We start from the raw sequence: 12,822 nt of genomic DNA, 5'->3' as shown, positions 1-12,822 counted from the left end.
TAGAAAAGGAAGATCGCTATGTTTTCGAGTTTATCGCTGGATGTTTTACATACGTTATCTGGCCTGCTGTTAGAGCCTGTGGTGTGGGCGCTGTTGATGATGCTGGCAGTGGCAGTGTTTGAGTGTGGCCTGGCGCTGGGTGAGCGCTTTGGCGGCATTGCACGCATGAGCCGCGCCGCGCTACTGGCAACGGGACGACGGCGCATCGAGAGAGCAGATTTTGTTACGCGACTCTCGCCCATGCTCGGCCTCATGGGCACACTGATTCCATTGGGGCCAGGGCTGGCCGCGTTGGGTGAGGGCGACTTGCAGGTGCTCACCACGGCGATGATCACGGCCTTTGATACCACGGTTATCGGTTTGTTGGCGGGCATGATCGGCTTTGTACTTGGCCGCTTGCGCCGCCGCTGGTACGACCGAGCGCTGCTGGCACTAACGCCGTCGACAGACGCAGGGGAATAGCACAATGGATGATTGGCGGCGCAGTCACTTCTTTGAGCACGACGACGACCCACTGGGGCCCATGGCGAACCTGGTGGACATAATTCTGGTATTTGCCTGCGGCCTTATCGCCGCGCTGGTGGCCTATAGCCCCGAGCTACAGCAGCACTTTGACAGCACACGCCAGCAGCGGGATTTATCACTGGGTGAAGAGCTGCCCCAGGCGCCGGACAGTATGCAGTCACAGCTGCAAGACGGCAGCGGCTACGAATCTCTGGGCACTGTATATCGCGACCCGGAAACCGGAAAGCTGATTCTGATCGGCGAGTGAGGCGGCCTGCAAACGCTTATTTATTGCCCCAGATCTTGGCCACTGCGTTGTCCGAGCCCAAAGCGCCGACAAGCAGCGAAACAAAGCCGATACAGAAAAACACGACGACGGGAACGAGCGCGCCAAGTTGGTCACTGTTGAGTGCCGCTGCTGCGGACCCCAGCGATAACAATACAAACAGTGACCCTACAATATTTAAAATCACCCGATGAGAGGGCTTATAGTTGGCGAGCTCTTCTTCTGTTTCAAAAACCCTAAGAATTGGCCAGAAAATTTTCTGTAATAGTGATTTCACGCGTGCCCGCCTCAAACCCAAGAATACGCCTATGCTAGCAAATAAAGGCGGACTAAACGTGCACGTAGGCGTGAGTTTGCATCGACCTCACCCTGAAAGGCCGCTGTAGAGCATGTTGCTCTATTGCTGCGAGACGCTGTGGCTTCGCATCCTACTCATCATACCCTTTGATAATGTCTTCGTAGTTCCTTATCCGTTGTACATAGCGCACAGGTTCCAGGCCCCGTGCATAGCCATATTTTAAGTCTTTGTAATAGCGCTTATCCGATAGCAATGGCAGTACTTCCTTCATATCTGACCATCGCGCAGGGTCCTTGCCTAATTTGCGAGCCAGGGTTTGCGCATCATGCATATGAGCACGACCGATATTGTAAGCAGCCAATGCCATATACGTGCGATCTGGCTCTGGGATAGTGTCGTCAAAGCGCTCTCGCATCTTGTGCAGGTATAGCGCGCCAGCGGGAATGGCCTCTTTAGGGTTCAGGCGATCTTTAACACCCAATGACTTTGCGGTGTTTTGCGTCAGCATCATAATGCCACGCACGCCAGTGGGGCTCTTGGCATGAGCGTCCCAATGAGATTCTTGATAGGCTTGCGCGGCGATAAGGGTTTCGTCGAGGTTGTGTTGTTTGGCGGCATTCGCAAAGATCGACTCATACTTGGGCAGGCGATCTTCAATGCGTTTGACTAGCGTGCGTATATCGACAAAGTCGAACTGCTCTATATAGCTGTAATAACGGTCGTGGACTAACTGGGCAGTGGCCTTGCCGGTGTTGCTGTTCAGCCAGGTGTTCACTGCAGATTTGAGTGACGAACTGCCTTTGGGCAGCATCCACGCCTGTGACTTGGGTTGGCTCACATCGAGCATAACAACCAGCTCCGGCATAAAGCGGCGATTCACCTCGACGATATTGGAATCGGCAATCGTACAGTCAATTTTACTGTCCCACACTTTTTGTAATAAGGTTTCGGTGCCGGTTTGGGTATTACTTTTCCAACTCAATTGAGGGTTGCTAAGCTTTAGGGTTTGCAAAGTCTCTTCGTAGCTGCTGCCAGCAACCACTTCCAGCGAGACCTTATGAAGTTGATCTAGCGATTTCGCCACGTTCCCGCCGCGACGGCATACCAGTTGCTCGGTAACACGCTCTATCTGCTTTGAGAACAGGAACTGGGCTTCCCGTTGGTCGGTGACCGTGAGTCCCGACGCCGCTATATCGGCTTTTCCCGCTTTTAGGGTATTCAGGGTATCGGTAATGGTTTCCTCAAGCACAACCACCAGTTTTACCCCGAGGTGTTCCGCAAACGCCTCCGCCATCTGATATTCCGGCCCAGCGGCGTGGCTATTTTTGTCCAGGTAGTAAATCGTAGGCGCATTGCGCATCAGTACCCGCAGCTCCCCCGAGGTTTTAATGTCACTGAGTGTTCGGGGCTCGCTAGTGGTGGTCGACGTGCCGTCGTGACTACAGGCGATTAAGCCGAGGCACGCAAGGGCTGCGAAAATCAAACGTGTGCTCATTAATAGGCCTTGTGGAGTTATTTTGTAGCGCTACGAAAGATGACGCTGTTCCGATTCAGTGGGTTTTCTGGTGTACATAGTGCCGCCTGCGGGTTCTCTCTAATGCTCGTTCTCTATGTAGGGCCGTAAGCTATTGTAGAACAGGCTGGACTCGTCTGGACGTGATATTCTCCCCGCAACGGACAAACCCTTAGGAGCCGAATTTTGCTCAAATGTGAAGTAATAGAACCGCAAACGACGGCCGATGCCGCCGTTATTTGGTTGCATGGTCTGGGTGCCAGCGGCCACGACTTTGTGCCGGTGGTGCCTCACCTTGGCCTACCGGAAAATCACGGCGTGCGCTTTATCTTCCCCCATGCGCCGGAGATTCCCGTCACAATCAATGGCGGCATGGTCATGCCCGCTTGGTACGACATACTCGCCATGTCGCTTGAGCGCGAGATTGATACCGAGCAGATAGAAGCCTCCTCTGCGGCCGTGCGCGAGCTAATTCAGCGTGAGCTGGATGCCGGTATTCCCAGCGAGCGCATCGTATTGGCAGGCTTTAGCCAGGGCGGGGCAGTGGTGTACCACTCCGCGCTTTCCTATCCCAAACCGCTGGCGGGTTTACTGACAATGTCTACCTACTTCGCCACCGCCAAGGAAGTAACGCTCTCCGAGGCCAATAAAGCCCTGCCTATCCATATTTTCCACGGCAGCCAAGACCCAATGGTGCCCGAAGTGATGGGCCATACTGCCGATCAAATCCTGCAAAGCATGGGCTTTAAACCCACCTACCGCAGCTACCCCATGCAGCATGAAGTCTGTATGGAGGAAATCATCGATATCGGGAACAGCCTCAAAGCGTGGTTGGGGCTGGACTGAGGGGTAGTCAGAGGAGATAGCCAGAGGGCGGCAATGAATCACGTTTGCCCATTGACGCCAAGTCTGGTGATTCAATGGGGCCTTGGTACAATGCGTTTGGCCATTTAGTGGCACACACGTAACCCCCGAGAGAGAAGCATGTCATACGAGCTCACCGGCAAAATTAAGCTGATTCAGGAAACACAAACCTTCAATAGCGGTTTTAGCAAGCGGGAAATGGTGGTCACCGTCGAAGACGGCAACTACCCGCAGGATATCAGCCTGGAATTCCTAAAAGAAAAGATCAGCCTGCTGGACAGCCTCAGTGTTGGGCAGAACGTTACCGTGAGCTTCGACATTCGCGGGCGCGAGTACAACGGGCGCTACTTCAATAATCTGGTCGGCTGGAAAATCCAGTCAGACGCCAGTGCCGCTGACAGTGAACCCTACCCCCCGGCAGACAACACGCCATATGATCAATCCTTTAGCAACACCGATGACGACATTCCGTTTTGATTCCTTGAGCCGTCGGTAGTGCAGACCTTACCCAAGGGCTATAGGGGCGCGGCAGTCATAGGTAGGTGGCGGCTAGAATTAGAATCAATGGCTTTGATCCTATTGATTCTCGTCGCGGCGATGCCTGCGCTTGTTAGCGTTACGATGCCAGCGCACGAAGCACGACTTCAGGTTCTTTAGCGACGACATTCAATAGCACCAATGCTGGCCCTTGCGGGGTGCGATCACCACGCTCCCAGTGACGTAGAGTGCTTACACTGATACCGAAAGCAGAAGCAAATTCGTTTTGTGACATGCCGACTTTTGCTCGAATTTTCTTAACATCCAGCGGGCCAAATTCATGGACAACAGCTTTGCCGGGCTTTCCTTTGGAAAACTCTATTGCTTCCGCCAACCCGTGTTTAATACTTGAAAATGCATTAGTCATCATTGCCACCATAGTGTTTGCGTAAAAGGGCGGTGAACTTCGCAAGTTCGTTTCTCTCTGACTTGCTCAGGTTCGCTTTCTCACCTTTCCCGAATACGGTTAATAAAAACAGCGGCATCGTGCCATTGTGGTAGTAGTAAACTACGCGAACCCCACCACTTTTACCTTTTCCTTGGGCAGACCACCTCAGCTTCCGAATCCCACCCGTGCCCTGCATTAGGTCTCCAGATTGGGGATGAAAAGCCAAGTAATTGATAATGCTGGCTTTCTCTTCCTGGCTCAGAAGGCTCAATGCTCGCTTGAGGAATTCAGGTAGCTCTACGATTGTCTGCATAACGCCAAGGGTAATCCATTGGATTACCCTTGGTCAAGAGGGCGTGGGGGCGCGCTCTTTGCGCTGCGACAACAGCACCTTGTTATGCGTGACGTTACTCCCCATTTGCAATTGCCTGCTTGATTATTGGTGCAACTGACTCTGGTGTAATGCCACGCTCTTTGCAGTATTTTGTTTGCAGCCAAACAGAAAGCTGCTTTTGCCCTTTGCTGGCATTACAGCCGCGACAACAGAGCGTGATATTTTCTCTAGTAATTATTTTTGCATCATTAATGATGTGCTCCCAGCTAGCAGCAGCCTTGGCCGACTCTTTGTGAGATAAGAACTCACTACCGCAATACACGCAGACCTTATCTCTTTCTCGGACTTCCTTTTCAAGCTCTGCCGGAATATTCCAATTATTCGCCATACTCGATCTCGATGCCTTTACGCATAACGCCGCCAGCAGGCGACCATTTGTAGTGGAGCAAAGCGCAACGAAAAATGGGTCGCGCTGCCTGGCCTTGTTATGTGCTCATATGGCTTCATAGCTGCCATTCTTAATTCGCTGAAAATCTGCCCACAACAATATGATTGCAACGCAAGTTAAAATTAAAAATACGGCGCCAACACCCCTTGCTCCGAGGTTATAGATTGCATTTCCAATGATGGAAACTAACTGACCTCGCCAACCGCCGCCTGTACCAAAAAACTTGCTCTGCCAACCGGGGTGCAAAAACATGGCTATGCTCATAGTAAATGAAGACTGAAACAATAAAGCTCCATTTATAGTTCGGATATAGGCTGCAACTTTTCCGGGAATGCTTGCGAGAACGCCGAATGAAACGAAGAAAAGGAAGAACGCTGCGAAATACCATTTGGATAGCTCCACAAAACGTTGCTCACCAAGAAAACAATAGCCGATAAAAGAGAGTGCTCCGCCCGCTACTGCTAGGAGCAAATAGAATTTAATAATCTCTGAATCGCCCCCAGTTTGCTAGATACCTCCCGGCCAGAGAAAATGGCTTAAAGAGAGGTATGTATGAGCAACAAGCGTTACCCAGAAGAATTCAAGATAGAAGCGGTTAAACAGGTTACCGATCGCGGTCACAGTGTCGCGGAGGTTGCCAGCCGACTTGGCACCACAACGCATAGTCTGTATGCCTGGATCAAGAAGTACGGGCCTGAAGCGAACGATTACCAAGCCAAAACTGACGAGCAGGCAGAGATTCGGCGATTAAAGAAAGAGCTCCAGCGTGTCACCGAGGAGCGTGACATCTTAAAAAAAGCCGCGGCGTACTTCGCCAGCCACCCCGAGTGAGGTACGCCTTTATTCGTGAGCAGGCCTCCAGACTGCCCGTTCTCACCCTCTGCGGCTTGATGGATGTTCATCCAAGCGGCTACTACGCTTGGTTAAAGCAGCCTAAGTCCAAGCGCAGCAAAGCTGATGAGCGCCTGACTGGGATGATCAAACAATTCTGGCTTGAGTCTGGCGGTGTGTACGGTTATCGCAAGATACACAGCGACCTGCGCGATCATGGGGAGCAATGTGGGCCGAATCGCGTCCGCCGGCTCATGAGGCAGGCAGGATTACGGGCTCAGGTTGGTTATAGGAAACCCAGAGCACCTGGCGGCACGGTGCATATTGTTACTCCTAACCGGTTACAGCGGCAATTTAGTCCTGAATCACCAGATCAGAGCTGGGTCACCGATATTACCCACATCCGTACGCACGAAGGTTGGCTGTACTTGGCGGTAGTTGTCGACTTGTTCTCCCGGAGGGTGATTGGCTGGTCTATGCAATCACGGATTACCAAAGAGCTGGTGCTTGATGCATTGCTCATGGCTGTCTGGCGTCGGAATCCCCAATCGATGGTGACGGTGCACTCTGACCAAGGAAGCCAATACACCAGCCACGACTGGAGCGCCTTTCTTAAAGCTCATGGATTGGAAGGCAGTATGAGCCGGCGGGGAAATTGTCACGACAATGCGGTGGCTGAAAGCTTTTTCCAGCTACTAAAGCGCGAGCGAATCAAGCGTAAAATTTACAGCACCCGGGACGAAGCCCGCAGTGACATATTTGATTACATAGAACTGTTTTACAACAGCAGGCGTCGCCATGGTTTTAATAACCAGCTGTCACCTGTAGAGTTTGAGAAGCAGCACCACGAGAGGCTGGCGAGTACCTAGAAGATTGGTGGCGATTCAGTAGAAGGAATTGCACACCGTTCCTTGGGTACTGGGGCAGTACATCCTTAACTGCGTTAGGCTTTTACCATAAATTCGTAGCACGAATCCCGCAAGCTTTTTCCGCCTAGTTTGTTCTTGGCGGGGGCAATGTCAGTGCTGTTTGATTGAGGTGAATTGGGAGCTGTTTAGAGGCCCAATAAAAAAGGCCCTCAGATGAGGGCCTTTGGGTGGTAACGGTGTTGGCCTTACCAGCTCAACGCACCACCTGTTTGATACTCAATCACGCGCGTTTCAAAGAAGTTTTTCTCTTTGCGCAGGTCCATGATTTCGCTCATCCAGGGGAAGGGGTTTTGCGCATTGGGGAACTGCTCTTTCAGGCCAAGCTGCGACAGGCGGCGGTTGGCGATGAATTGCAGGTATTCTTCCATCATAGCTGAGTTCATGCCGAGTACGCCGCGGGGCATGGAGTCTTTGGCGTATTCGATTTCCAGCTGCATGCCTTCCACGATCATTTGGGTGACTTCAGCCTGGAATTGCTCGCTCCACAGGTGTGGGTTTTCCAGTTTGATCTGGTTGATCATGTCGATGCCGAAGTTCAGGTGCATGGACTCGTCGCGCAGGATGTACTGGAACTGTTCGGCGACGCCGGTCATTTTGTTGCGGCGGCCCATAGACAGAATCTGGGTGAAGCCACAGTAGAAGAAGATGCCTTCGGTAACGGCGTAGAAACCAATCAGGTTACGCAGCAGTTCCTGGTCATCTTCCGGGGTGCCGGTTTTGAAGTTGGGGTCGCCCAGTGCCTGGGTGTGTTTGAGGCTCCATGCCGCTTTCTTTGCGATGGAGGGCAGCTCGCGGTACATGTTGAAGACTTCGCCTTCGTCCATGCCCAGTGACTCTACACAGTATTGGTAGGCGTGGGTGTGGATGGCTTCTTCAAAGGCCTGGCGCAGCAGGTATTGGCGGCACTCGGGGTTGGTGATGTGGCGGTAAACAGCCAGTACCAGGTTGTTGGCAACCAGTGAGTCGGCGGTAGAGAAGTAGCCCAGCGAGCGCATAACAATGCGACGCTCGTCGTCGGTCAGGCCTTCTGGGTTTTTCCAGCAGGCGATGTCGGCGGTCATGTTAACTTCTTGCGGCATCCAGTGGTTGGCGCAGCCGTCCAGGTATTTCTGCCATGCCCAGTCGTACTTGAAGGGCACCAATTGGTTGAGGTCCAGGTGGCAGTTGATAATGCGCTTGTCTTCAACGCGCAGGCGGGCGGCGCCCATTTCCAGGTCTTCCAGGCCGGCGGCAACGTCGAGGTTGTCGAGTGAGGCGCTGGCTTTTTCCATAACGGCTTGTGCGCTGGCGGCCGGTGCCGCGGGCTGCTCAGGAGCCGCTTGGCTGGCTACAGCAGGTTTGGGCGCTTCAGGTGCAGGGGCCTGTGGGGCGGCCTGTTGTGGTGCTTCTTTGGTTTGAGGTTTTGCCGCTTCTTGTGCGTCGTCTTTATCGAAATCGTCCCAGCTAAGCATTAGTGAGTTACCTCGGTATTAAGTGTGTGTTCGTTCGCTGCTATTTGGGTGGGGCGCCGTGGCGCCCCGGGTGCTGCTAGTTCTATTACTGACAAGCTTCGCAATCTGGATCATCTAGCGAGCAGGCTTGTGGTACGGGCGCGGCCTGTGGCGCCGATGGTGCGGCGGCGCTTGCCGATACCTTGTTCATGGAGCCTTGGTTTACCGTGGATTTCTCGGTAGAGCTGGCCGCCAATGCACGGAGGTAGTAGGTGGTTTTGAGGCCACGGAACCACGCCATGCGGTAGGTAATGTCGAGCTTTTTGCCCGATGCACCGGCTATGTACAGGTTGAGTGACTGGGCCTGGTCCAGCCATTTCTGGCGGCGGCTTGCCGAGTCCACCAACCAGCGTGGCTCAACTTCAAAGGCGGTGGCGTACATGGCCTTCAGGTCGTCGGGTACGCGGTCGATCTTCTGCAGTGAGCCCTCGTAGTACTTGAGGTCGTTAACCATAACGGCGTCCCACAGGCCGCGCGCTTTCAGGTCTTTAACCAGGTGCGGGTTCACCACGGTGAATTCGCCCGAGAGGTTCGATTTCACGTAGAGGTTCTGATAGGTCGGCTCGATCGACTGCGACACACCGGTGATGTTAGCAATGGTGGCGGTTGGGGCAATGGCCATCACGTTGGAGTTACGCATGCCTTGTTGCTTAACGACTTCGCGCAGGCTGTCCCAGTCCAGAGTCTGGCTGTGGTCGACTTCGATGTAGTCGCTGCCGCGCTCTTCCACTAACAGTTTCAGCGAGTCGATGGGCAGAATGCCGCGGCTCCACAGTGAGCCTTCGTAGCTCTGGTAGCTGCCACGCTCAACGGCCAGGTCGCTAGAGGCTTTAATAGCGTAGTAGCTGATCGCTTCCATTGAGCGGTCGGCAAATTCCACTGCCGCGTCTGATGAGTAGGCAATGTGCTGTTTGTACAGCGCGTCCTGGAAGCCCATCAAACCCAGGCCCACAGGGCGGTGCTTCAGGTTTGAGTTTTCGGCCTGCGGCACGCTGTAGTAGTTGATGTCGATAACGTTATCGAGCATGCGCACAGCGGTTTTGATGGTTTTTTCCAGCTTGGCCAGATTCAGCTCGCCGTCGATGATGTGCTGGGCAAGGTTCACCGAGCCAAGGTTACATACGGCAATTTCGTCTTTGTTGGTGTTGAGCGTGATCTCGGTACACAGGTTAGACGAGTGCACCACACCGGCGTGTTGCTGCGGGCTGCGCAGGTTGCAGGGGTCTTTGAAGGTGATCCAGGGGTGGCCTGTTTCAAACAACATAGACAGGATCTTGCGCCACAGGTCAGCCGCTTTAACACGCTTGTAGAGCTTGAGCTCGCCGGTGCGGGTCATTTCTTCGTATTGTTCGAAGCGCTCCTCGAAGGCCTTGCCGTAGAGGTCGTGCAGATCGGGCACATTGTTTGGTGAGAACAGTGTCCATTCGCCGTCTTCGAATACGCGCTTCATGAACAGGTCGGGAATCCAGTTGGCGGTGTTCATGTCGTGGGTACGGCGGCGATCGTCACCGGTGTTTTTGCGCAGCTCGAGGAATTCCTCGATATCCATGTGCCAGGTTTCCAGGTAGGCGCAGACGGCGCCTTTGCGCTTGCCGCCCTGGTTAACCGCAACGGCGGTGTCGTTGACCACTTTCAGGAAGGGGACAACGCCCTGTGACTTGCCGTTGGTGCCTTTAATGTAAGCGCCCAGGCCGCGTACCGGCGTCCAGTCGTTACCCAGGCCGCCGGCGAATTTAGACAGCATGGCGTTGTCTTGAATAGCGCCGTAAATGCCGTGCAGGTCGTCGGGTACGGTGGTCAGGTAGCAACTGGAAAGTTGGGGACGCAGCGTACCGGCGTTAAACAGCGTGGGGGTGGAGCTCATGTAGTCGAAGGAGCTCAGCAGGTCATAGAATTCGATCGCGCGCGCGGTTTTATTCTCTTCGCGCATGGCCAGGCCCATGGCAACGCGCATGAAGAAAATTTGTGGCAGCTCGATACGTACTTCATTGCTGTGAATAAAGTAGCGGTCGTAGAGGGTTTGCAAACCGAGGTATTGGAACTGGTGGTCGCGCTCGGGTTTGATGGCAGCGCCCAGGGCGGCCATGTCGTAGTCGCGCAGCTCGGGCGACAGCAGCTCCAGCTCGACACCTTTTTCAATGTAAACCGGCAGGGCTTTGGGGTAGTAAACAGCCATGTCGTGCTGGGTGGCGCTATCTGCCACACCGAGGAAGCTCAGTGCTTCGGCGCGGAGTTTGTCCAGCAGCAGGCGGGCAGTAACCAGGCTGTAGTTGTGCTCTTTTTCCACCATGGCGCGGGCGGCGATGACCAGCGAGGTGTTGATCTCTTTCTCGGACACGCCGTCAAACAGGCTCTTCAGTGCTTCGTCGAGCACGGCATTGGCAGAGACGTCTTCGAGGCCTTCACAGGCTTCATTCACGATAAATTCCAAGCGGCCCAGGTCCAGCGGTACTTCGCTGCCGTCAGCGTGTTTAACGCGAATGCTGGGGTGGGTTTTCTCGGCCACTTCCGGGCTTTGTTGGGCGCGCTCTTCGGCGCGGGCTGCGCGGTACAGTACGTAGGCGCGAGCAATTTTGTGCTCGCCGCTGCGCATCAGAGCCAGCTCGACCTGGTCTTGAATTTCTTCAATGTGGATGGTTCCACCCGTGGGCATGCGGCGCTTGAAGGTGGCGGAAACCTGATCCGTCAGCTTGGCTACGGTTTCATGAATACGGGTCGAGGCCGCGGCATTGCCACCCTCTACAGCCAGAAACGCTTTGGTGATGGCGACACTGATTTTGTCATCGGTGTAGCTCACCACTGACCCATTGCGTTTGATAACGCGGATTTGCCCGGGTGCGGTGGCACTGAGCTCGTCTTGCTTGGGGGCGGTAGGAGGAACCGGCGCGTTGCTGGTGCTGCTATCTTGGGTGGTCTGCATGGTATTTAGGGCCCTTGCTATGCTGATCGCGTGTTGTTGGTGTTAATGCCGCAAAAAAACGGATGTTTGCGGGGCGCTGCTTGGCTTATTTACCCGTATTCGGGCGAGGTTTTTTTTGTCTACAGCTTGATCTCAGGCGTTATTCAATGCTAGGTGAATGTTGACGCCGCCACCCATATATGGGGTTTTTTGGAAATCGGGATACAAGATAATGCGGTTTTCGGGTGGGTGCAAGCACCATATGATGTGAATGAGCTGTGGATAAAGTGTGGGTAAGCAGGGGGTGAAATTTGCCTTGCTCGCAAGTGCCCGCGGGGCGGGCTTTAGCGCCGAGTGGCCACTAAAATTGCTGCGGACACAGCCGCTAGACGGAATGTTTATAACAAAAAATTTTTTATGCAGCGCCGCTATGAGGCCGGGGCGCGTGCTCAAAATTTGCACCTTCCTGAGCGAAGGCGATGAGGTGTTCCAGCTCGGTGCTGATCTGTACCGTTTCGCCGAGTTGGAAGTCGCGGTGGCTGGGCAGTAAGGCTTCTACCACGCTGCCGGTGGGCAGGCGCAGGGTGTAGACCGTGGCGCTGCCTGAAAAGACTTTGCGCTCTACCGTTGCCCGCAAGCCGCCGAAGTCACTCAATACGATATCGTCGGGGCGCAGCAACACGTCCACTGGGGTGCCGCTAGGCCAGGGATAGGCGCGGTTGCCAATGAGCGCGCCTAGCTCGGTATTCACCGTGTTGGACTCGGTGCCGATCAGCCCGGGCAGGAAGCAGCCTTCACCGATAAAGTCGGCAACGATGCGGTTGGTCGGCTCGTGATAGAGATTAAAGGGCGTATCCCACTGCTGCAGATGACCGCCGTGCAGCAGACCGACCTGATCGCTAAAGGCGAAGGCTTCGTGTTGGTCGTGGGTGACCAAAATAGCGCTAATCCCAAGCTCTTTTAAAATGTCCCGGACTTCCAGGCTGAGCTTCTTGCGCAGTTCGGCGTCGAGGTTGGAAAAGGGCTCATCCATCAACAACAGCTGAGGGTTGGGGGCCAGCGCGCGGGCCAGTGCAATGCGCTGTTGCTGGCCACCGGATAACTCGTGCGGGTAGCGTTTTTCCACGCCGTCCAGGCGAACGAGGGAAAGCAGTCGGCGAACGCGCTGCTGTTGCTCTTTATGCGGCAGTTTTTTTAAGCCAAAACGAATGTTGTCGATAACATTCAAATGGGGGAACAGGGCGTAGTCCTGAAACACCATGCCGATGTGGCGCTGCTCGGGTGGCAGCTGCATACCGGGTTGGCTGAGGGTTTGCTCGTTGAGCAGGATCTGCCCTTTGTGAAGGGGCTGGAAGCCGGCAATCGCGCGTAGGATAGTGGTTTTGCCACAGCCGCTAGGCCCTAGCAGACTGCATATATCACCGTTGTGGACGTGAAAGCTGACGCCATTGACGACGGGGGTGGTGTCGTAGCGGCAGTGAATGTCCTGAATTTTTAGCAA

The 12,822-nt window shown here is 54.3% G+C and carries 14 protein-coding genes; 5 read left to right on the top strand and 9 right to left on the bottom strand.

Translation table 11 applies throughout. The features are described 5' to 3' along the window. Positions 1-18: 18 nt before the first annotated feature. Together AC2Q8J_RS06835 and AC2Q8J_RS06830 are read left to right on the top strand one after the other, a co-directional pair. Entirely contained in the window at positions 19-462 is a 444-nt protein-coding gene (locus tag AC2Q8J_RS06835) for a MotA/TolQ/ExbB proton channel family protein (protein WP_486452478.1), read from the top strand. A gap of 4 nt (positions 463-466) precedes the next feature. Beyond that, positions 467-772 (top strand): DUF2149 domain-containing protein, encoded by a 306-nt coding sequence (locus AC2Q8J_RS06830; protein WP_486452477.1) that lies wholly within the window; start codon positions 467-469, stop codon positions 770-772. Positions 773-788: 16 nt separating this feature from the next. Here AC2Q8J_RS06830 and AC2Q8J_RS06825 read toward each other — a convergent pair whose 3' ends face one another. Together AC2Q8J_RS06825 and mltF are read right to left on the bottom strand one after the other, a co-directional pair. Next, entirely contained in the window at positions 789-1,067 is a 279-nt protein-coding gene (locus AC2Q8J_RS06825) for a hypothetical protein (protein ID WP_486452476.1), read from the bottom strand. A 151-nt stretch (positions 1,068-1,218) separates the two neighbouring features. Further along, positions 1,219-2,583 carry a membrane-bound lytic murein transglycosylase MltF gene (gene mltF, locus AC2Q8J_RS06820; RefSeq protein WP_486452475.1) on the bottom strand — a complete coding sequence of 455 codons (1,365 nt, stop codon included), beginning with the start codon at positions 2,581-2,583 and terminating at the stop codon, positions 1,219-1,221. A 204-nt stretch (positions 2,584-2,787) separates the two neighbouring features. Between mltF and AC2Q8J_RS06815 the strand changes: the two genes are divergently transcribed. Then, positions 2,788-3,447, top strand: coding sequence for an alpha/beta hydrolase (locus AC2Q8J_RS06815; protein WP_486452474.1), 660 nt, complete (start codon positions 2,788-2,790; stop codon positions 3,445-3,447). A gap of 138 nt (positions 3,448-3,585) precedes the next feature. Further along, on the top strand, positions 3,586-3,942 hold the full coding sequence (locus AC2Q8J_RS06810; protein WP_286694421.1) for a DUF3127 domain-containing protein: 357 nt from the start codon (positions 3,586-3,588) through the stop codon (positions 3,940-3,942). A 139-nt stretch (positions 3,943-4,081) separates the two neighbouring features. On the opposite strand, the gene nadS is transcribed toward AC2Q8J_RS06810, so the two are convergent. The 4 genes from nadS to AC2Q8J_RS06790 all read right to left on the bottom strand — a co-directional run bounded on the left by nadS (position 4,082) and on the right by AC2Q8J_RS06790 (position 5,574). Next, a complete protein-coding gene (gene nadS, locus AC2Q8J_RS06805) occupies positions 4,082-4,369 on the bottom strand; it encodes a NadS family protein (protein WP_486452473.1) in 288 nt (95 codons plus the stop codon). Beyond that, positions 4,362-4,703 carry a type II toxin-antitoxin system RelE/ParE family toxin gene (locus AC2Q8J_RS06800; RefSeq protein ID WP_486452472.1) on the bottom strand — a complete coding sequence of 114 codons (342 nt, stop codon included), beginning with the start codon at positions 4,701-4,703 and terminating at the stop codon, positions 4,362-4,364. Before AC2Q8J_RS06800 ends, nadS begins: the two co-directional genes overlap by 8 nt. Before the next feature lie 94 nt (positions 4,704-4,797). Further along, on the bottom strand, positions 4,798-5,112 hold the full coding sequence (locus AC2Q8J_RS06795) for an HNH endonuclease (RefSeq protein WP_486452471.1): 315 nt from the start codon (positions 5,110-5,112) through the stop codon (positions 4,798-4,800). Between the two features lie 105 nt (positions 5,113-5,217). Continuing rightward, on the bottom strand, positions 5,218-5,574 hold the full coding sequence (locus tag AC2Q8J_RS06790) for a hypothetical protein (RefSeq protein ID WP_486452470.1): 357 nt from the start codon (positions 5,572-5,574) through the stop codon (positions 5,218-5,220). Positions 5,575-5,724: 150 nt separating this feature from the next. Between AC2Q8J_RS06790 and AC2Q8J_RS06785 the strand changes: the two genes are divergently transcribed. After that, positions 5,725-6,872, top strand: a protein-coding gene (locus AC2Q8J_RS06785; protein WP_486452169.1) for an IS3 family transposase whose coding sequence is annotated in 2 segments (ribosomal slippage) — positions 5,725-5,959 and positions 5,959-6,872 — 1,149 coding nt in all. Because the reading frame shifts where the segments join, the coding sequence is not laid out codon by codon here. Positions 6,873-7,117: 245 nt separating this feature from the next. Here AC2Q8J_RS06785 and AC2Q8J_RS06780 read toward each other — a convergent pair. From AC2Q8J_RS06780 to AC2Q8J_RS06770, 3 genes are all read right to left on the bottom strand, one after another. After that, complete coding sequence (locus AC2Q8J_RS06780) at positions 7,118-8,383, bottom strand: ribonucleotide-diphosphate reductase subunit beta (RefSeq protein WP_286694426.1); 1,266 nt, start codon at positions 8,381-8,383, stop codon at positions 7,118-7,120. An 85-nt stretch (positions 8,384-8,468) separates the two neighbouring features. Beyond that, on the bottom strand, positions 8,469-11,342 hold the full coding sequence (locus tag AC2Q8J_RS06775) for a ribonucleoside-diphosphate reductase subunit alpha (RefSeq protein WP_286694427.1): 2,874 nt from the start codon (positions 11,340-11,342) through the stop codon (positions 8,469-8,471). 394 nt (positions 11,343-11,736) lie between these two features. Further along, positions 11,737-12,822, bottom strand: coding sequence for an ABC transporter ATP-binding protein (locus AC2Q8J_RS06770; protein ID WP_286837763.1), 1,086 nt, complete (start codon positions 12,820-12,822; stop codon positions 11,737-11,739).

The organism is Spongiibacter sp. C9W, assembly GCF_057370015.1.
The sequence above is the reverse complement of the archived record's forward strand: the minus strand, read 5'-3'. Positions and strand labels throughout refer to the sequence as shown.

What these genes read in the sequence shown, in the direction of transcription:
- AC2Q8J_RS06775 (WP_286694427.1), bottom strand. Translation starts at nt 11,342, where the DNA reads ATGCAGACCACCCAAGATAGCAGCACCAGCAACGCGCCGGTTCCTCCT.
- mltF (WP_486452475.1), bottom strand. Translation starts at nt 2,583, where the DNA reads ATGAGCACACGTTTGATTTTCGCAGCCCTTGCGTGCCTCGGCTTAATC.
- AC2Q8J_RS06830 (WP_486452477.1), top strand. Translation starts at nt 467, where the DNA reads ATGGATGATTGGCGGCGCAGTCACTTCTTTGAGCACGACGACGACCCA.
- AC2Q8J_RS06795 (WP_486452471.1), bottom strand. Translation starts at nt 5,112, where the DNA reads ATGGCGAATAATTGGAATATTCCGGCAGAGCTTGAAAAGGAAGTCCGA.
- nadS (WP_486452473.1), bottom strand. Translation starts at nt 4,369, where the DNA reads ATGACTAATGCATTTTCAAGTATTAAACACGGGTTGGCGGAAGCAATA.
- AC2Q8J_RS06810 (WP_286694421.1), top strand. Translation starts at nt 3,586, where the DNA reads ATGTCATACGAGCTCACCGGCAAAATTAAGCTGATTCAGGAAACACAA.
- AC2Q8J_RS06835 (WP_486452478.1), top strand. Translation starts at nt 19, where the DNA reads ATGTTTTCGAGTTTATCGCTGGATGTTTTACATACGTTATCTGGCCTG.
- AC2Q8J_RS06800 (WP_486452472.1), bottom strand. Translation starts at nt 4,703, where the DNA reads ATGCAGACAATCGTAGAGCTACCTGAATTCCTCAAGCGAGCATTGAGC.
- AC2Q8J_RS06780 (WP_286694426.1), bottom strand. Translation starts at nt 8,383, where the DNA reads ATGCTTAGCTGGGACGATTTCGATAAAGACGACGCACAAGAAGCGGCA.